18 protein-coding genes are annotated in these 19,022 nt (G+C 42.4%); 2 read left to right on the top strand and 16 right to left on the bottom strand.

Translation table 11 applies throughout. The features are described from left to right. Nucleotides 1–40: 40 nt before the first annotated feature. Nucleotides 41–1,366, top strand: coding sequence for a patatin-like phospholipase family protein (locus tag FZC41_RS00795; RefSeq protein WP_148565485.1), 1,326 nt, complete (start codon nt 41–43; stop codon nt 1,364–1,366). A gap of 29 nt (nt 1,367–1,395) precedes the next feature. Here the strand turns inward: FZC41_RS00795 and FZC41_RS00790 are convergent, their stop codons facing one another. Next, the gene (locus FZC41_RS00790) at nt 1,396–1,896 is read right to left on the bottom strand and encodes an SEC-C metal-binding domain-containing protein (protein ID WP_148565484.1); all 501 of its coding nucleotides are present in this window, start codon (nt 1,894–1,896) and stop codon (nt 1,396–1,398) included. Nucleotides 1,897–2,051: 155 nt separating this feature from the next. On the opposite strand from FZC41_RS00790, the gene FZC41_RS00785 reads away from it, so the two are divergent. After that, nucleotides 2,052–3,110 (top strand): sensor histidine kinase, encoded by a 1,059-nt coding sequence (locus FZC41_RS00785; RefSeq protein ID WP_148565483.1) that lies wholly within the window; start codon nt 2,052–2,054, stop codon nt 3,108–3,110. Nucleotides 3,111–3,117: 7 nt separating this feature from the next. Here the strand turns inward: FZC41_RS00785 and FZC41_RS00780 are convergent, their stop codons facing one another. The 15 genes from FZC41_RS00780 to hemA all read right to left on the bottom strand — a co-directional run bounded on the left by FZC41_RS00780 (nt 3,118) and on the right by hemA (nt 18,995). Further along, complete coding sequence (locus FZC41_RS00780) at nt 3,118–3,819, bottom strand: DNA alkylation repair protein (RefSeq protein WP_148565713.1); 702 nt, start codon at nt 3,817–3,819, stop codon at nt 3,118–3,120. A gap of 34 nt (nt 3,820–3,853) precedes the next feature. Then, the gene (gene cobU, locus FZC41_RS00775; RefSeq protein ID WP_148565482.1) at nt 3,854–4,405 is read right to left on the bottom strand and encodes a bifunctional adenosylcobinamide kinase/adenosylcobinamide-phosphate guanylyltransferase; all 552 of its coding nucleotides are present in this window, start codon (nt 4,403–4,405) and stop codon (nt 3,854–3,856) included. 1 nt (nt 4,406) lies between these two features. Beyond that, entirely contained in the window at nt 4,407–5,450 is a 1,044-nt protein-coding gene (locus FZC41_RS00770) for a pyridoxal phosphate-dependent aminotransferase (RefSeq protein WP_148565481.1), read from the bottom strand. Nucleotides 5,451–5,485: 35 nt separating this feature from the next. Then, a complete protein-coding gene (gene cbiB, locus FZC41_RS00765; RefSeq protein WP_243167639.1) occupies nt 5,486–6,499 on the bottom strand; it encodes an adenosylcobinamide-phosphate synthase CbiB in 1,014 nt (337 codons plus the stop codon). Nucleotides 6,500–6,503: 4 nt separating this feature from the next. After that, nucleotides 6,504–7,997 (bottom strand): cobyric acid synthase, encoded by a 1,494-nt coding sequence (locus FZC41_RS00760; RefSeq protein WP_148565480.1) that lies wholly within the window; start codon nt 7,995–7,997, stop codon nt 6,504–6,506. 22 nt (nt 7,998–8,019) lie between these two features. Then, nucleotides 8,020–8,796, bottom strand: coding sequence for a precorrin-6A reductase (gene cobK, locus FZC41_RS00755; protein ID WP_148565479.1), 777 nt, complete (start codon nt 8,794–8,796; stop codon nt 8,020–8,022). Further along, complete coding sequence (gene cobJ / locus FZC41_RS00750; RefSeq protein ID WP_148565478.1) at nt 8,793–9,530, bottom strand: precorrin-3B C(17)-methyltransferase; 738 nt, start codon at nt 9,528–9,530, stop codon at nt 8,793–8,795. Before cobJ ends, cobK begins: the two co-directional genes overlap by 4 nt. Nucleotides 9,531–9,571: 41 nt before the next feature. Beyond that, nucleotides 9,572–10,642: a cobalt-precorrin 5A hydrolase gene (locus tag FZC41_RS00745; RefSeq protein WP_148565477.1), complete on the bottom strand. Its 1,071-nt coding sequence runs from the start codon at nt 10,640–10,642 to the stop codon at nt 9,572–9,574. Nucleotides 10,643–10,646: 4 nt separating this feature from the next. Further along, nucleotides 10,647–11,405: a precorrin-4 C(11)-methyltransferase gene (gene cobM, locus FZC41_RS00740; protein ID WP_148565476.1), complete on the bottom strand. Its 759-nt coding sequence runs from the start codon at nt 11,403–11,405 to the stop codon at nt 10,647–10,649. Nucleotides 11,406–11,435: 30 nt separating this feature from the next. Then, on the bottom strand, nt 11,436–12,227 hold the full coding sequence (locus FZC41_RS00735) for a sirohydrochlorin cobaltochelatase (RefSeq protein WP_148565475.1): 792 nt from the start codon (nt 12,225–12,227) through the stop codon (nt 11,436–11,438). 26 nt (nt 12,228–12,253) lie between these two features. Continuing rightward, nucleotides 12,254–13,543, bottom strand: a complete 1,290-nt coding sequence (gene hemL / locus FZC41_RS00730) for a glutamate-1-semialdehyde 2,1-aminomutase (protein ID WP_148565474.1) — start codon at nt 13,541–13,543, stop codon at nt 12,254–12,256. A 147-nt stretch (nt 13,544–13,690) separates the two neighbouring features. Continuing rightward, entirely contained in the window at nt 13,691–14,656 is a 966-nt protein-coding gene (gene hemB, locus FZC41_RS00725; RefSeq protein ID WP_148565473.1) for a porphobilinogen synthase, read from the bottom strand. A gap of 18 nt (nt 14,657–14,674) precedes the next feature. Continuing rightward, nucleotides 14,675–17,092: a hydroxymethylbilane synthase gene (gene hemC / locus FZC41_RS00720; protein WP_148565472.1), complete on the bottom strand. Its 2,418-nt coding sequence runs from the start codon at nt 17,090–17,092 to the stop codon at nt 14,675–14,677. Beyond that, nucleotides 17,092–17,730 carry a precorrin-2 dehydrogenase/sirohydrochlorin ferrochelatase family protein gene (locus tag FZC41_RS00715; protein ID WP_148565471.1) on the bottom strand — a complete coding sequence of 213 codons (639 nt, stop codon included), beginning with the start codon at nt 17,728–17,730 and terminating at the stop codon, nt 17,092–17,094. Before FZC41_RS00715 ends, hemC begins: the two co-directional genes overlap by 1 nt. Beyond that, nucleotides 17,727–18,995, bottom strand: a complete 1,269-nt coding sequence (gene hemA / locus FZC41_RS00710) for a glutamyl-tRNA reductase (RefSeq protein WP_148565470.1) — start codon at nt 18,993–18,995, stop codon at nt 17,727–17,729. Before hemA ends, FZC41_RS00715 begins: the two co-directional genes overlap by 4 nt. Nucleotides 18,996–19,022: the final 27 nt, after the last annotated feature.

Here is a 19,022-nt window from a genome sequence, read left to right as displayed (position 1 = left end):
TCATCGTTAACATTTTTTAGCATAGCGAGGTAAATGCAACATGTCTCAATTAAAATATGGTCTGGTTCTTAGTGGCGGTGGTGCGAAAGGCGCCTTTGAAATGGGTGTATGGAAAGCGCTCAGAGAATGCGATTATTCTCTGGGAGCCGTTATTGGCACCTCAGTAGGTGCCTTGAACGCCGCCGTGATTGCGCAGGATGATTTTGATATTGCCATGGAATTTTGGTCAAATCTCACAGTTAACCAGGTTTTAGATCTTAATCAGGAAATAACCAATACCTACGTAAATGAATGGTCAAAAGGAAATTTTGATGCATTTCGAAACAGCTTTTTAAACATTCTTTTTTCTGATGGTTTGGATATTACCCCCTTGCGAAACAGCCTCAACCATTTGATCTCCGAAGATGCCATTCGAAAATCACCCATTCGTTTGGGTTTGGTTACTGTCGATCTGACCAGTCTCACACCAAAACAATTAATGATCGAAGATATCCCTGAAGGGCAGCTCATCGATTATTTACTTGCCAGTTCGGCTCTTCCGGTTTTCCAAAAACAGGAGATTGACGGAAGAACCTATCTTGATGGCGGTTTTTTTGACAATGTTCCGATAAATTTTATGATTGAGCAGAATTTCAAAAAAATCATCTCTGTTGAATTTCCAGCGATTGGAATGCGCAAATGGGTCCGGGAGAAAAATGTTGAAATCATTACTGTCAACAACTCTCAGTTATTAGGCGGAACCTTGGATTTCGATTCTGCTAGAATTCAACAAAATATTCAACTGGGTTATTTAGATGCACTGAAAGTTTTTGATGCGGTAGAGGGAAAATACTTTTATTTAAGCACTCAAAAAAACAATGCAATTTACAAAAAATTTCAAGTCCAATTAGGCCTGCCGCTTTCCAATCCCAGGCAGCATAAAAAAATGCTGTCATTACTTAATTTGCCAAAAGATTCTGATCAAACTCAAGTATTGGCTTCGTTGGAAAACTTATTGAAAAAAACTTCATATAAGAATCATCCCTTACCCCTTTCGCTGCTTGAGATTGCAGGCAAAAACTTAGGGGTGCCCCAATTAGAAAACTATCCCATTGATTATTTCTTTCAGGCTCTTTTAAAACGGCTAAACCAGCTTTTAAAGGAAAATCTCACATTGCTTGAAAATCCTGGAATTATTAAAACCTTTTTAACGCCCAACAGCAATAAATTTATTCTGTTTAACTTCATTACCTTCTATATCGTTTTTTTAAGCATCCGAGGTGATTTAAGTCATGAAAACGAATCGGCTTTTTTAAGTAAATTCACTCCTGAAGTATCACTTTCGATGATCACCATTCTTTATATTCATGAAACGCTTAACCAATAAAAAAAGAGCTTTCGCTCTTTTTTTATTGGTTAACGTCCGCAACATTTTTTATATTTTTTCCCGGAACCGCAAGGACATGGATCATTTCGACCGACCTTGATCTCGTTGACGACTGTTTTTGAACGTTTATATTCTTTTGTCAGCACGTCCCGTTCTTCTTCGCTAAAAATATTATTCCATTCTTCTAAGGTATACAGCCATTCTGCCGGAACTCCCAGCATGTTTTTGTAAAGCTTCGAGAAATCAACATCCAGCTTTATTTCAGTATCCAATTCTACAGCCTCAAGATCAATTGGCGTCACCAGGCTCTCGCTGATGCCATCGATAAAACCCATATATTGAGCCGGAACCATATTACTTTCTTTAGCAAGGTCTTCCACCTTACCTTCAATCGTTTTGGTTTTACTTCCTAATATCTTTTGATACAGGACTTTTTCATCAGAACAATATTTTTCCCAAAACACATTTTGTTCCTCTTCGTTACTGCAATTCTCTTCTATATAATTTTTCCATTCTTCATATAAGCTCATTCAATTTCTCCTCATCATAATCTATTTATCATTATATCGTAAATTCACTCAGAGTAAAACAACTTTCTTTATTTAAGGAGATTTAATCCTGCAGTTGATTTAAATATGATTCCAGTTTACAATAATTGTATTAGAATATTTTGAGAGGAATACCCATGAAAAACAACAAGCAAAGCAAAACAAATGAAACTAAAAATTTAAAAGCTGCCTCCTATAAAGGATTAAGTTCTGTCTTCCTTAAATATTTAGTCCTCGCTTTTTTGGGAGCTGTCGGATTAAATCTTATATTAACACTGATCATCATCCCATTTTTCAGTACTTCTGGTTTATGGTTAACGATTCTATTAAACCTAATCCCTAGTTTTTTTATAATCATTATTTTTACCGTGTTTTTCAGTAAAAAAATAAGTTATATCAAAGAAATCCGAAATGAAACGCAAATGCTTAAAGCAGAAATTTTTGAAGGCTCTGTTTCCATTCAGGGGAAGGATGAATTGACCGCGATCGCCGAAAACATCAACATCCTACATCAGTTATATGAAAGAAAAAGCAAAGCTGAAAATCTTGTTAAATTGGAGAACCACCATATCATCACCTCTGTTTCCAATAAAATTCATTCGCCGCTAACCGGAGTGATCGGTTACCTTGAACGGATTCAAAATGAAAAAGATCACAATTTCATGAAAAAGGAAGCTTATTTGAATACCGCCTTGAAAAAAGCCTACCTGATGAAGAATTTCATTGATGAACTTTTTGAGCATGCTTTTACTGATGATGGCAAAGGATACTATCAATTCAAAATATACAATGGAAAGCCCCTTCTCAATCGAATTATTGACACCACCACCCAAGCATTGGAAGAAGGTGGATTCAATGTCGTTCTTGAAAACTGTCTCGATCAGGATTTTTCGTTGTGGGTTGACCTGGAACAGATTCAACGCATTTTTGACAATCTGGTTTCGAACGTCATTAAATATGCCGATCCTGATAAACCGGTGGATTTTGGATTAATTCTCAATAAAAATGAATTATGTATTGTTCAGCGAAATAAAACCATCTCTGACTCTGATACTTCCGGAAAAACCGTCATTGAAACTGATGGTTCCAGCTTGGATTCCTGCAAAAAAATCATTGCGCGTCATCAAGGCCGAATCGATTATTATCAACTCAATCAAATGTTTAAGGTTGAACTAACCCTTCCGATTCACCAGTAGCAACGAATCAATTGCAATTCTTTCTTTTCAAACCGCGAATCATTGTTTTGGTATCTGAATCGATTCGTCTCGACTCGGTGATCTTCTGCAATGCCTTATTAAAGGTAAAAGCATCGAGCTTGTTGTTGTGCAAATAATCCCGAGTTTCATTGGGATAATGAATATAGAAAGTCGAAATAGCCCAGGCTACTGCCATTTTCACATAATAATCCTCGTGGTTTAAATCATCAAAAATAGCAAAGGCGGATTTTATATAACCCGGTTTGACAAAATAGGAATTGATCATAACCACCCCGAAGCGGATTTCATAAGTCCGCCTTGACTGGAAAAATGGCTGCAAAAACTGCCATACTTCTTTTTCATTCTTCTTGGTGAATTTCAGACCGGTGATAAAACTGTCACAGGTCGACCAGTTATTTATCTTCGGCATGAAATCGGCAATCAATGAAAAGCGTCTGTCTAAAGAAACATCCACTAACCCAATCACGATTCCCTGTAACATCACCTCTTCAAAATACTCATCTTCGGCCGTGTTCAAATAGTTTTCCCAGTCTTTTTTTATTATCTCTTTAGCCAGTTTTCGAAGCACTGGCAATCTCACGCCAATCACATTATCAGTGCCCGGCAGCAATGAACGCGAAAACTTCTGATACTGTTCATCGCGCAAATCTAAAAGCTCTTTTTTTACACTTGCTCCAGTTATTTCCATCATTTTGTCCTCTACTAAAGCTATCCAGATATTTCTATTTCAATTTCATGGGAATTCCGGAAACTGTGAAATAAACTTCATCGGCACGACTGGCCACCAACTGATTCATCCGCCCGGCAATATCCCTGAAATAACTTCCCAGTTTATAGGATGGCACCAAACCCAATCCAACCTCGTTGGACACCATAATCAGAGTTTTATCCTTGCATACATCCAAAAGTCTTTCTACTTCGCACTTGATGGACGCTTCAACTTCTGACACCGTATCCATGGTACAGGTATCATAGTCTACCTGAAAATCCAGCATATTATTGGTGGCCATCACGGTGAGACAATCAAAAAGCACCACATCCGTTTTTTGAAATGCCGGATTATCCTTCAGGGTTTCAAAATTATTATATTGTTCAATCGTACCCCAATTCTCCGGACGCTGAGCCTGGTGTTTGGCAATACGGTCCTTCATACCATCATCAAAGGCAATGGCGGTGGCAATATAAACCACTGGTTTTGACAACTCCTTTGCCAAATGTTCCGCATAACTGCTCTTGCCACTCCGGGCACCCCCGGTAATAAATATTAAGCTCATTCTAAGCTCTCCAATCTTTAAGAAATATCAACAGTCGGTTATTTTCTTCGCTCTTCTTAATGGCAATCCGAAAATATGACTCATCCAAACCGACAAAGTCCTCACAGGTTCGAATCGACATGCCTTCTGATTCGATCGCACTTTTCAATTCTGATGCGGTTGCCTTAAGAATGCGGCAGAGATGAAAATCCGTTCCACTTTGATAAACTTTTATCGTTCCTATTTTTTTTAGTTCCTCATAAATACGCTGCCGTTCCTGTTCAATGTACGCCTTTGTTTGTTTGGCATAGTCAATTTCATCATATACAGCGGTTGCTGCAATCAGCCCCAATCCATTAATGGTCCATGGTTCTTTAAAGCTCTCCATTTTTTTTATTACGGCTGGATTCCCGACGCCATACCCGATTCTAAGACCCGGTAACGCATAAAATTTAGTCAGGGATTTTAATATAAATACCGGATAATCCGTATTTTTAACCAATGTAAGTCCGCCACTTTCATTGGAAAAATCCATAAACGATTCATCCAAAAACCAGGTGATTGTTTGCGCCGATTTTTCAATGAGTTTTGTAATAAACTCAATTGAATAAACACGACCAGTGGGGTTGTTGGGGTTGCATAAAAAAACCGCCTGAGGTTTCGTTTTTTCGATGATCTTTTCCAATTCAACAGGATCAATCGAAAAATCATCTTCTTCCTTCAATACATAATAGTCAACGTCCCAACCGTACAGCTTTAAAGCACGCTCATATTCATTAAAAGTTGGCTGAATAATTAAAGCTTTCCCCGGTCCATTGCTTCGTGAAAATAAATAGATCAGTTCAATGGCGCCATTTCCGAGAATCACATTCTCCGGAAACACGCCCAAATCCTGAGAAATCTTCATGATTGCCGATCTTCCTGTTATTTCAGGGTATTTCACGAGCTGATCGATTCCATCAATGAGTTTTTTCTTAATTATTTCGGGAATCCCCAAAGGGTTGATGTTTACGCTAAAATCAACCATCTCGATGTTTTTTCCGATATATCCGCCATGTTTGTTCATTTTATACTCCCAATTATTATAATCAACCTGCTTTGTTAAAATGAAAATATGAGCACTGCTGCGATGATACTGATAATCATAACCACAACTTCACTCCCATACATAATTGTGATGGTTTCTCTAATATCCAGTGTTTCCAAAGGTGTTTTGGCTTCTCCAATTGTTGGTTTTTTTAAAATTTCTCCAAAATATTGATTGGTTCCACCCAATTGAATGCCTAAAAGCCCGGCCACGACTGACTCCGGGTGTGCCGAGTTGGGACTCTTATGATTTAAACGATCCCGTTTAAAGATGCGACATCCGTCTTTAAACGGATAACCTAAAAACATACCCGCAATCAGCATAAAAAAGCTTCCCATTCGGGCCGGAATAAAATTGATGATATCATCAAATTTTGCCGAAGCATAGCCAAAATCTTTATAGGGTTCCTGAATATATCCAACCATGGAATCCAGCGTATTGGTCGCTTTATACAGCATCACCAGCATTACCGGATTAAGCCAGGGAACGGGAAGCAGTGCTCCGAGCAGCAGGTAGAAAAGCGGTGCCAAAACACCATCAATCGTATTTTCTGCGGTGGTTTCCACAGTAGCGCGGATAATTTCTTTTTCTTTGAGTTCGGTGGTATCCCGCCCCACCAGGTATCCTACCTGAATACGAGAAACTTCGATATCTCCGCCTTTTAAGGCATTCATTACTTTTTCCACTTCAGTTGCCAGGGTTTTTGCTGCCAGAGAAGTAACGATAAGATATAAGTTGAAAATGATATATAGAAAGATATTGATCTTATAACATATCCATTGCAGCGTAAAAACAATGATCCCGGTTAATGCGAGCACCAAAAACAAAAGCAAAAAACCTTTTGCTTTTCGATGTTTGCCACGATTTAATTTCTTGTTTAAAAAGCTGATGGTTTTCCCCATTCCAACAATGGGATGCGGCAGCCAGGATGGATCGCCAATTAACCAATCCAGGACAACCCCAAATAGTATGAGCAAAAACCAAAAGCCGCCCCCTAAACCCAGGGGAAGTCCTTCAATTAAATTCAATTTTCTATTTCTCCAATATTTCCATTATTTTTTTCATGTTCAGATTGGTTTCCACTGTTTCCGCCAGAAGATCGTACTGTTCTTCCTTAAAAGCCTTGAAATCGAAAGCAACCGGCCCGGCTTCCAAATTCTTTTTAGCACGGATTGCCTCAATAATTTTTTCTCTGAAATCATCATTATCGAAAATACCATGAAGATAAGTCCCCATAACGGTTCCATCCTCAGCAATGACACCGTCGACAGTACCGTCTTCCAGGATTGCAAAGCTTTTTGAATTACCCAAAGCTTCACTTTCCCCCATATGAATTTCATAACCTTCCACAATCATATCAAGCAATTCCATTCCCATGAACTTTCCCTGAACTTTTCCGGTTGTCCGAACCGTACGTTTTTCTTCGCCAATGGTGGTCACGATATTTAATAATCCCAATCCTTCGATGCTTCCCTTGTTTGACTCGATGCCGAGCGGATCGCGAATTTCTTTGCCGAGCAGCTGATAACCGCCACAGATTCCGACAATGGGGACTCCACAATCGTGCATGCGGCGAATTTCATCCGCCATTTTGCTTTCAATGAGATGACCGGTATCATCAATGGTATTTTTAGTCCCGGGAATCACCAGCAAATCAGGATTCGCCAGTTGCAGCTCCCGTTGATTCCGATAATATTCCACCTTCACATCCGGATGCATTTCAAAAGCGGTGCAATCGGTAAAATTAGAAAGATGCGGCAGATAAACCACCCCAATGGTAATCAAACCTTCACTTTGATTGTCAAATCGTTCGGTGACACTGTCTTCATCATCAATAACAAAACGTTTGTAGGGAATAACCCCAAGGCAGGGAATATTAATTTTTTCTTCGATCATTTCAATCCCGGGTTTTAATAATTCGACATCTCCCCGGAATTTATTGATGACAAAACCTTTAATTCGCTTTTTCTCTTCCGGCTCCAATAGCATAATTGTACCATAAATGGATGCAAAAACACCACCCTTGTCGATATCTCCGATCAGTATCACCGGGGCATCCACAAGTTCTGCCAACCCCATATTTACAATGTCATTATCTCTTAAATTGATTTCCGCGGGACTTCCTGCCCCTTCAATGACAATAATATCTTTTCCCTCGGCCAATGAATCATAGGCCGAAACGACAATATCCACTAATTTCGGCTTATGGGCATGATAATCCATCGCATCCATATTGAATGCCGCTTTTCCCATCAGAATGACTTGAGCACCCATGTCCGAATTGGGTTTTAATAACACCGGGTTCATTTCCACCTGTGGCTCCATTCTAGCACATTCTGCCTGAACAACCTGAGCCCGTCCCATTTCTTTGCCGTCCTTGGTTATAAAAGAATTAAGGGCCATATTTTGGGATTTATAGGGTGCCACCGTATAGCCGTTATTATTTAATATTCGACATAATGCCGCCGTCAGAAGACTTTTTCCAACCGAAGAGCCAGTACCCATAAACATAATATTTTTTGCCATTGTTTCTCCTTTTCGTTTTCCATTAAACCGAAATCTTGATATCTTCCGTTGCCAAAGCCACTGCTTCGTCAGTCGACGAAACAACTTTGGGATAGGCAACCACCGGTCGACGGATAAATAAAACCTTGGCACCGACTTTTCGGGCTGCCTCAACCTTTTCACCAACACCGCCGACATCACCACTGTCCTTTGTTACCACAAAACCAATATTGTATTCTGCCATAATGGCAGCATTCAGTTCCACTGAAAACGGCCCCTGCATAGCGATAATATTACTGGTTTTATAGCCCAGATTTTGACACTTTTGCAGTACTCCTGGGGTTGGCAATACTCTTACATAGGTTCGTTCTTTAGGAAGGTCTTCAAATATTTCCAACTGCCGGCTTCCGGTGGTTAACAGAATATTGCTGTCATTATTACCCATCGCACCGTTTAAATAGTCTCTGACCTCTTCATAAGTGTCATAAGCCAGAACATCTTCCCCTTCATCAATATGCGAAGGTCTTTCCAGCCGAATGTATTTAACATTCATCGCATCACAGGCCCAAATTGCATTTTCCGATATTTCCCGGGCATAAGGATGGGTCGCATCGATGCAAAGATCAATATTGTAAATCGTCAGCGTTTCCCGCAGGGTGCTTCCGTCCAGCTGTCCGGAAATCTTTGTCAATCCAGGCTTTTCTTGAATGATCTCGGTAGCAATATTAGTAAGCGATGAATAGCAAATCTCTTTGCCTTTTTCAAGCAAAGCTTCAGTCAGTTCGCGACCATCAATCGTTCCTCCAAGTACCAGAATCACAGCTGATACCCCCTTGGTGTGATCATTTTTAATTGATCTCTTGTAACATACGTTTTTGAATTGCCGATGATGACCATTGAAAACATGTCAATCTCTGCCTCGTTCATTTTTTTCAGGGTGGTGATCACATACGATTCATCGTGGCGTTTGGCATTTCGAACAATGCCAACGGGCGTTTCCGGGGCTTTGTATTTTAATAGAATTTCCTGCGCCATTTCAATATTATGCGGTCGGCCTTTGCTTTTGGGGTTATAAAGACTGATCACAAAATCTCCTTCACCAGCACAATGGAGCCGTTTTTCAATCACTTCCCAATCAGTGAGCAGATCACTCAGACTGATAACGACGTAGTCATGCATCAGTGGGGCACCTAAAGTTGCTGCCGCCGCATTTGCGGCAGAAATCCCAGGGATAATTTCGACCTCAATATCGCTATGCTTTGATTCAACCACTTCGAGCATAATCCCGGCCATTCCAAAAACGCCGGCATCCCCGCTGCTTACCAGACAAATGTTTTTGCCCTGTTGCGCCAGTTCCAAGGCTTTTTCGCAGCGGTCAATTTCCCGACGCATCCCAGATGATAAAACTTCCTTATCGCCAATCAAATCCGCAATAATATCAATATAGGTTTTATAACCAATAATGATGTCCGCATCGGCTAAACTCGCTTTAGCCGCCTCAGTCATATGCTCATAAAGCCCAGGGCCAATACCGGTAACGTATATTTTACTCATTTTCCAACTCCTTCTTCTGATTCCATCTTTAATTTCTTACTCTATTTTTCTGCCAGCCACACCGAAAGGGTAATGCCATTCATTTTCTGTTTTTCCAAGAGACATTTTCCAAAGCTCGAAGCGATGTACCCGCAGGGTTCAGAGACACAATACAGTCCCGTTGTTTGGTAAACAAACTCTGATCCTTCAAAACGGCTTTGGACCATTTTGACCATTTCATTGGGAACAATCACTTTTCTCGCTTTAAAATAGCTGCAGGCTGCATCAATTCCTAATTCATTTTCCTTTAAACCAATCGTTGCCAAGGCTTTAATGCCTTTGTCACTCAAGTTTAGTGATGCCAGGGTCAACTGAACCGCGGCAATTATTTTTTCTCCCGGTGTATCCCGGCGACATCCAATACCCAAGACCAACTTTTGGGGGATAAGCTGCACCCAGGAAGTGTTCAATATTGGCTTTTTTGTATTCAATGAAATCAGTATCAGGCCGGCATATTTTTCGATATCGCCTTTTTCAAACTCACTCAGTGTTTTTAACAGCACTATATTTTGGGGGAGCATCACCGCATCCAATTCGCAATTTTCCTGATTGATCAGGCCGATGGGCTCATTATTTAAAATTAATGCGGTAATATCCTTAGCATCAGTAAAATTATCAATCACGCAGTTTAACTTTTCCGCCAGCACATCCACTGCCATGGTTCCCTTGACATCAGTGCCGGTGGTAATCACCGCTTGGGCGTTCAGACGTTTTGCCACCAGTCGCGCCGCATCATTGGCTCCGCCTAAATGACCGGACAATAAACTGATAACATATTCCCCTTTTGTATCCATCACCAGAATTCCCGGATCCGTTGACTTATGCCTCAGATTCGGTGCAATCGCTCTGACCACAATGCCAGTCGCCATGATACAACAGATAATATCATATTCGCCCATCATGCGCCCCATAAAGGTCGTAATATCGGACTCAAAAACCTGTATCGTTTTCTTGGCATATTTTTCCCTGGTGTAAATATTGCACGTCTTATCCTCCAGACGCTGGGCAAGCCGTTCTGCCAGAGCAACACCATCCTGAGATAAGGTGACAATGGCCCATGTTTCTTTGTTCACTTTATTATTCAACCCCTTGACGATATTCGTGGGTAAAGGAAGGATCATACAGTTTGGATAAGCTGTATTCATCCCCTAAAAAATCGCCAACTAATATTTGCGCCGTTTTTGTTATTTTTTCTTCTTTAACTTTCTGGGCAATGGTTTCCAGTGTTCCCATCACGATTTTCTGATCTTCCCAAGTTGCCCGCTGAATCACGGCAATCGGAGTCGTCGGTGAATAATGTGTCATTAATTGTTTTACCACGTCATCGATCATTTGTACAGACAAAAATATACACATGGATGCCTGATGAGATGCCAAATTCTCTAATTTTTCTTTTTCCGGAACTGGCGTTCTTCCCTCTAATCGTGTCAAAATAACGGTTTGGGATACATCCGGAAGGGTGAATTCTTTTTTAAGTGCTGCCGCGGAGGCCACGAATGAACTGACCCCGGGAACAACTTCATATGGAATGCCTAGTGTCTCTAAACGGTCCATCTGCTCCCTAATGGCGCCATAGATGGATGGGTCTCCGGTGTGTACCCGGGCAATTTTCTGGCCTTCATCGGTTCCTCTTTTAATTACGGCAATGACCTCATCCAAAGTCATAGACGCGGAGTTGAAAATCTCAGCATCTGGTTTGTGTCCGCCAATAATGGCTTTATTCACAAGCGAACCAGCGTAAATAATAATATCCGCTTCATTGACAATCCGTTGACCTTTAACCGTAATAAGCTCTGGATCTCCAGGACCTGCACCCACTAAATAAACAGTATTCATAAATAATTTCTCCTAAACTTTATAATGTCCCTACATTTCTGTAACGGGCTGTGCTTTTTTTAAATGTTCTACAAACATGTTCTGAATACCGGGATATTCCCCCAGACCTTCCAAAATGCATTCTACTTTGAATTGTTCTTCCTCTAAAACGGTTTTCCATGACGCTTCATCATCACTCGCCATATCATTACGCGCATGGTCTCCGGCAACCAACATAAAGGGTGCCAAATAAATCTTTTTATATTTTTTATCCTGCAGTAGCGGCACGATGTTTTCCAACTCCGGAAAGCCCTCGACCGTACCGACATAGACATCCTCATAGCCCTTCATCTTAAACATATAATCCAGGCATGGGTAAGTGGCATTGGCCTGATGATCGGTACCGTGTCCCATATAGACGAGGGCTTCCCCTTTTTTGAGCTTCGGCATTTTACCCATCACGACATCCACTGTTTCTTCATAATCCTCCACGGTCGTTAATAACGGTCTTCCCAATGTCAGTGATTTAAAATTATTTTCAAAAGCTTTTAGCTCTTTTAAGGTGATTTCATACTCGTGACCATTGATGATGTGGGTGGTTTGACAGCGAACATGGGTATATCCAGCTTCTTTGAGTTTTTTCAATACCTCTCGCGGCACATCCACAATTTCATTGTCCCGTTTCTTCAGTTTGTTAATAATCATCCGTGAAGTAAAGGCGCGGTAAAAGTCATGGTCCGGGAATGCTTTCTGCAAGCATTGCTCCGTAGCCGCTATGGTTTTTGCCCGGGTCTCAGCGTAAGATGTTCCAAAACTGATAACCAGCAGTGCTTTTTTTTCCATCGTGTTTCTCCTGTTTTTTGACAAATTTATTTTAATTTTTTCAATGCCTGATAATTGTCCTCAATGGTTTTTTCAATATCCTGGAGCGTGTGGGCGTCGGAAATAAAAATCGCCTCAAACTGCGCTGGAGGCAGGAAGTTTCCGGCCTCCAACATGGATTTGAAATATTGCGTATACGCCCTGGTATCTGAGGTCATGACGGCGGCATAGCTGTCAATCGGCTGATCCGTAAAGAACAGACAGGTCATTCCCTTAAAACGAACCATTTGCGCTTTTACGCCGGTTTTTTCAATGTTGGCCTTGAACCCGGCTTCCAGCCGTTTGGCCTTCTCTTCCAGTCCTTCATAAACTTCGGGATGATCCCTTAAATAGGTCAGGGTGTTTAAGCCCATTTTCATGGCAATCGGATTTCCCGACAGAGTTCCTGCCTGATAAACGCCGCCTAAAGGCGCTACCATTTCCATAATCTCCCGACGTCCGCCGAAAGCACCTACCGGCATCCCCCCACCGATAATTTTTCCCAGAGTCGTCATATCCGGTTTGATCCCCAAAACTTCCTGTGCGCCGCCGTAAGCCAAACGGAATCCGGTGATGACTTCATCGAAAATCAAAACGGTTCCTTCAGACTCCGTAATTTTCCGTAAGCCTTTCATGAAATCCAAATCCGGTGGAACGACGCCCATGTTTCCTGCTACCGGCTCGACAATTACGGCCGCAATTTCTCCGGGATTTTCGGCAAAAAGCGCTTTCACACTTTCAATATCGTTGTAAGTCGCCACCAGTGTATCCTTGGCGGTACCAGGCGTGACTCCCGAACTGGTGGGCACGCCAAAGGTCAGGGTGCCGGAACCGGATTTCACCAGAAGTCCGTCACTGTGGCCATGATAGCAGCCTTCAAATTTGATGATCTTGTCCCGACCGGTAAAGCCTCTGGCCACCCGCAGGGCGCTCATGGTTGCTTCTGTTCCGGAACTTACCATCCGGACCATTTCCATGGAAGGATAGGCTTCAGTAATCAGCTTGGCTATTTCAACTTCAATCGCTGTGGGGGCACCGAAAGTCGTTCCTTTTTCCAGCGCTTCCTGAATGCCTTCATAATAAACTGGTGAAGCATGACCTAAAATAAGCGGTCCCCAGGAACAAATATAATCCGTATATTCATTTCCATCCACATCATAAATCCGGGAGCCCTTCCCATGGTCAACAAAAACAGGCGGCATGTCCACGGACTTGAACGCCCGAACCGGGCTGTTCACCCCACCAGGAATATATTTTTCTGCCTCTATAAATAATTTTTCTGACTTTTCTCGATTCATCTCTATCTCCAATAATGATCATATTTTTCGTCTGAATTCCTGATTTTTACAAGGATGAATTCAGCCCAAAATTACGTTAGCTTTTACACCAGCCACACGCTCACGCTTAGTGACTTACCAAATTTAAAAAAAATTTGGGTAAAAGCGTCATTGATAATCCTTCAGCATGGCCTGCAGTTCTTTTGCAAAATAAGTGATGATGATATCTGCTCCCGCACGTTTGATGCTGAGCAAGCTCTCAAAAATTACGCGGGAATCCATCAGACCATTGTCGACCGCGGTTCTGATCATGGCGTATTCCCCACTGACTTGATAAGCTGCCATCGGCAGATAAGACAGTTCCTTGCCCTGGGCGATGATATCCAGATAAGGCATCGCCGGTTTAACCATGACAATGTCTGCGCCCTCGTCAATATCCAGCATGATTTCTTTCAATGCTTCCTTTGAATTGGCCGGGTCCATTTGATAGCTTTTTCGATCTCCAAAAGCCGGGGCGGAGTTGGCTGCTTCCCTGAAAGGACCGTAAAAGCTTGATGCATATTTTGCCGAATAAGCCATAATCGGAATCGACTCGTAGCCGGCGCGATCCAGGGTTTCCCGCATGTGGCCGATCCGGCCATCCATCATATCCGACGGCGCTACCATATCAGCTCCGGCCTCGGCGTGACTCAGGGCTGTTTTGCTTAAAGTTTCCAGTGTTTTTCCTCGTTTGATATCGCCATCGTCTTCAAAGAAACAACAATGACCATCGCTTTTATACTCACATAAACAGACATCCGTGATGATGTACATCCCGGGATCTGTCTTTTTAATAATCCGGATAGCTTCCTGAACCAGACCATTTTCGGCAAAAGCCGGCGTTGCTTCGCCATCTTTTTCATCCGGCACGCCGAAAAGAATCACATAGCGGATTCCCAGTTCTTTAAGCGCCAGAATTTCCGCCCCCAGCATATCCAGAGACAAATGGTACTGATCTTTCATCGCGCCAATTTCCCTGCGAATTCCCTGTCCGTCCACGACAAACAATGGATAAACCACATCATTCATGGAAAGCTGCGTTTCTCTCACTAAATTTCGAATGCCTATATTTTTTCTTAATCGTGTTGGCAACATATTGTTATTCTCCTTAATTTATTTTTCTGCATCCTTCAGAATGGCATCCACCATTCCCTGGATGGTATATTTTTCTGCTTCGATATCCACGTTGATTCCCAATTCCACACATTTTTTGGAAGTTTGAGGTCCGATGGATATGCATTTGGCGGTATTGATTGCATCGATGTGTTCCGCGCCTATTTTCTCCACGAAAAACTGAACAGTGGTGGAGCTTGTAAAGGTAATGTAGTCAATCTCTTTGTTTTCAAGCATTTCCAGCGGATTCACTGTGGCGTGATCTTCCCGAACGGTTTCGTAGGTTTGCACCTCATCAACCGAACAGACTTTGGCTAATTCCTCCACCACATAAACCCGGGCATTTTTTGACCGCGGAATCAGAATCTTCGAATCTTTATCGATGAGCGGCAGCAAGCCACTGACAAGTTCTTCGCCCACATATTTATCCGGCACAAAATCAGCCTGCAGACCCCGGTCTGACAACGCTTTTCTGGTTCCCTCACCAATGGCTGTAATATGAAGATTTCCAAAGGCTCTGGCATCCTTGCCGCATCGGTTCAATGAATCAAAGAAGATTTCAACGCCGTTGATGCTCGTAAAGATGATATGGGTATATTCTTTCAGTTTCTTCACCTTGTCATCGCAGGCCGCTCCATTGATGGGGGCAATCCGGATCGTCGGGAACTCAATGGCATTGCCGCCCAGCTCCGCGATTTTTTCAACCATTTGTGAACTCTGTTCCCGGGATCGCGTCACGATGATGTTTTTCCCAAACAATGGTTTTTCATCAAAGAAGCGAAGTTTTTCCCGTTTATTCACGACTTCACCGACCACAATCAAACTGGGGGCGGTTATTTTCGCTGCGGTGGCGATGTCATAAATTGTTTCTAAATTTCCCGTCACCACCCGCTGATAGGGAGTCGATGCCCGGTAAACAACGGCTGCCGGCATTTCCGGATTCATTCCGTTGTTGACCAGTTCTTCGCAGATTTTTTTTAAATTTTTAACCCCCATTAAAAAAACAATCGTGCCTTTGAGTTTTCCCAGCACCGGCCAGTCCAAATCTGAGGAACCGTCATAGGCGTTGGATTTCAAGTGTCCGGTGATGACATGAAAAGAGGAAACACAATCCCGATGGGTAATCGGAATGCCGGCATAGGCCAGGCCGCCGATAACCGAAGTAATTCCCGGGATGACTTCAAAGGGTACGCCGGCATCATAAAGATCCTCGCCCTCTTCGCCGCCGCGGCCAAATACATAGGGATCGCCGCCCTTGAGACGAAGAACGAGTTTTCCTTCCCGTCCTTTTCGGACCAGCAACGCATTGATTTCTTCCTGGGGCATCGCATGATTTCCTGCCCGCTTGCCGACATAGATGATTTCCGCCTCATCTTTTGCATCGTTTAAAAAGACATCATTTACCAGGGCATCATAAACGACAACATCGGCTTTTTGCAGGATCTCCTTGGCTTTAACCGTTAACAGCCCAGGATCTCCGCAGCCGCCTCCGGCCAAATAAACCTTACCCGGTTTCTTGTACAATTCTCGATAACACATTTTTGCCAATTTTTCACCCAAAATTTCTGCCTCCTCCGGTAGACCTTCAATTGTCTGCACAACTGCCTGGCTGCCGTCTTCTAAACCATAAAGCCCGTATAATTTGATGGTCTCTTCTTTTATTTCGCAATAAGCGCCAATGGGAATATGGCAGCTTCCATCAAGTGCTTTGAGGAAGCTGCGTTCCCCCTTCATTTGAACAAGGGTATTCGCATCACAGATGGCTCCCATTAAATCTTTTGCCAGCTCATTATCCGCTCGGATTTCCACTGCCAGAATCCCCTGGGCAGGTGCCGGAATAAAAGTGGTTTCAGGCAAGGTTACCGTTTGATAATCCGAATCTTCAAAACGGCCAATGCGTTTCAATCCCGCCGCGGCCAGAATAATGCCGTCCAATTTTTGTTCCTGCATTTTTCGAATACGGGTATCGATGTTTCCCCGGATGCCCACTATCTCAACATCCGGTCTGAGCTTCTGCAGCTGATAAATCCGGCGTTTGCTTCCGGTTGCCACCACCGCGTTTTTAGGCAGTTCCGCTAAGGATTTGATTTTATGCGGTGTCAGCAACACGTCCCTCGGATCTTCCCGTCCTGTCGGCACCGTCAGTAACAACCCCTCCGGCAATCTCGACGGCATATCCTTCATACTGTGGATGGCCATTTGTATTTCGCCTGATAACAAAGCTTCTTCCAATTCCTTGGTAAACAAGCCCTTATCGCCAATTTTATCCAGAGGCTTGTTTTGAATTAAGTCCCCTTTTGTTTTTATAATGACCATTTCAAAATTAATCTGGGGATGGGCCTTAGCCAATACATCTATTAGCCATTGGCTTTGAATCCTGGCCAGAGTGCTTCCCCGGGTTCCGACTTTTATATTCATTAATTTTTCTCCAATTCATCGATAGTCGCTTCATCATCCGTAACTGAGCTTTCAATTTCTGCGAGTTTTTTCCTCAGCTCCGTAACGGAGCATAACGACAATGCTTTTAGTTTTTCAGTATTTTCCTCTTTTGATGCCGTGCCAGCGAAAAGTTTTTTACGCAGCACCCGTAATAATGCGGTTCTTTCTGCATAGCTTTCGTCATACTCTGCGGCTAAATCCGCAACAATTTTTTTAGTTAAAAAAGGACTGGCCCCTTCGGTGCATACCGATAAGGTTAAATCCCCCCTCCTGATCACACTGGGAAAAATAAAATCAGAATCATCCGGATCGTCCACCCGATTACACCAAATTTTCTGGGACTGACAATCTGTTTTTATCTGCCGGTTTAACGCCCTGCTGTTTGTTGCGGCGATGACTAAATCAATGTTGGTCAGCTGTTCTTTCCCATAATTTTCATGAATCAAAGTTAACCGAGCTTCTTTTATATTGCAAAGATTCTCAGAAATGGCCGGACTGACACAGACAACCTGAGCTCCGTTTTTCAAAAGCGTTCGGATTCGTCTATGTGCCACCTGTCCGCCGCCAACCACCAGCACCATTTTATTATTTAAATTAAACAGCAGCGGTGTCATCATTTTTGATCTCCCAAAGCCGCTTCCGGTCTCCCTGAAAAAAGATAGGCAACGGTTTTTTCCATCCGGATTATTTCTTCTTCCGTATTCAGTGATTTTAATTGTTTAATCGGTGGCATTACCATTTCCCGAAATTTTGACCGGACGATCTTTGCCAGATAAGTTTCTTCTTTTTCGGTAAGACTTAACCGACCACAAAGATTTTCAATGGTCTCTTCCGCTAATTTTCGGGAGGTCTCGTTAAGATCCTGAACCATGTTATCAACCTTCGCATGGGTAACCCATAAAATAAGTCCGTCGATTTCCTCTTGAATTTCAGCGGCAATTTTTTCCGCAACTTTCATGCGATACACCATGGTCTCATCGATGATCTCTTTAAAATCATCGATGGTTAATAACTCCGCGCCCGGAATATTTCCCACGGCTTCGTCAACATCTCGGGGCAGGGCTAAATCAATAACAATAAGGGGTTTATCTAACTGCGGCATTTCTGCCGCTTTTAAAATGACATGGGGTGATGCCGTTGCCGAAATGATGACGTCCATCTCCGGTATCACTTGATAACGATTTTCATAATGAATCATTTTAACATTTTCATGAATGGCTTCACATTTATCCATGTTATGAAAGGTTCGATTCGTCATATATGGGTTTTGAAAGCCCTCTGCCTTCATATAGCGCAGTGCCAACTCCCCCATTTTCCCGGAACCGATGATGAGTATTTTTTTATCTCCATAATCTTCTGGATATTGCCGTTTTATATGCTTAATTGCCGTTGAACTTAACGACAACGGGGTTTCCGAAATCTTATATACTGTTTTAACTTTTTTGGAAAAGGTAATCGCTTCACGGAACATTTTTGTCAAATATTTTCCACAGCCCTTAATCGCCTGGGATTTTTCCAGGGCATCTTTTACCTGTCCTAATATCTGATCTTCCCCTAATATCATTGAGTCCAGACCGGTGACCACCTCATAAAGGTGCACCATGGCTGCTCTCTCTTTTTTTACAAAAAGATAGGGTTCCAACTGATCAGATTTTTCGCTGAGATAAAATCCTTTTAAAATTTCTCCAGCGGCATCGACATTCCGGGTGGCCACATAGATCTCACTTCGATTACAAGTCGAAAGAATAATCACTTCGGCAATATCATTCTCATTCAAAAGGGTTCGAATCCCCTCATTGAGGGTACGATGGATAAAAGATCCCTTTTCTCTAATTTCCAAGGGGGTATCTTTATGATTAATACCGACTACCACTAGTTTCATTCGTTAATTCCTCCTTCTTCTGTTCTT

The sequence above is a fragment of the Acetobacterium paludosum genome, from assembly GCF_008086595.1.
Classification (GTDB): Bacteria; Bacillota; Clostridia; order Eubacteriales; family Eubacteriaceae; genus Acetobacterium; species Acetobacterium paludosum.
This window is presented reverse-complemented; position numbering and strand designations above follow the sequence as displayed.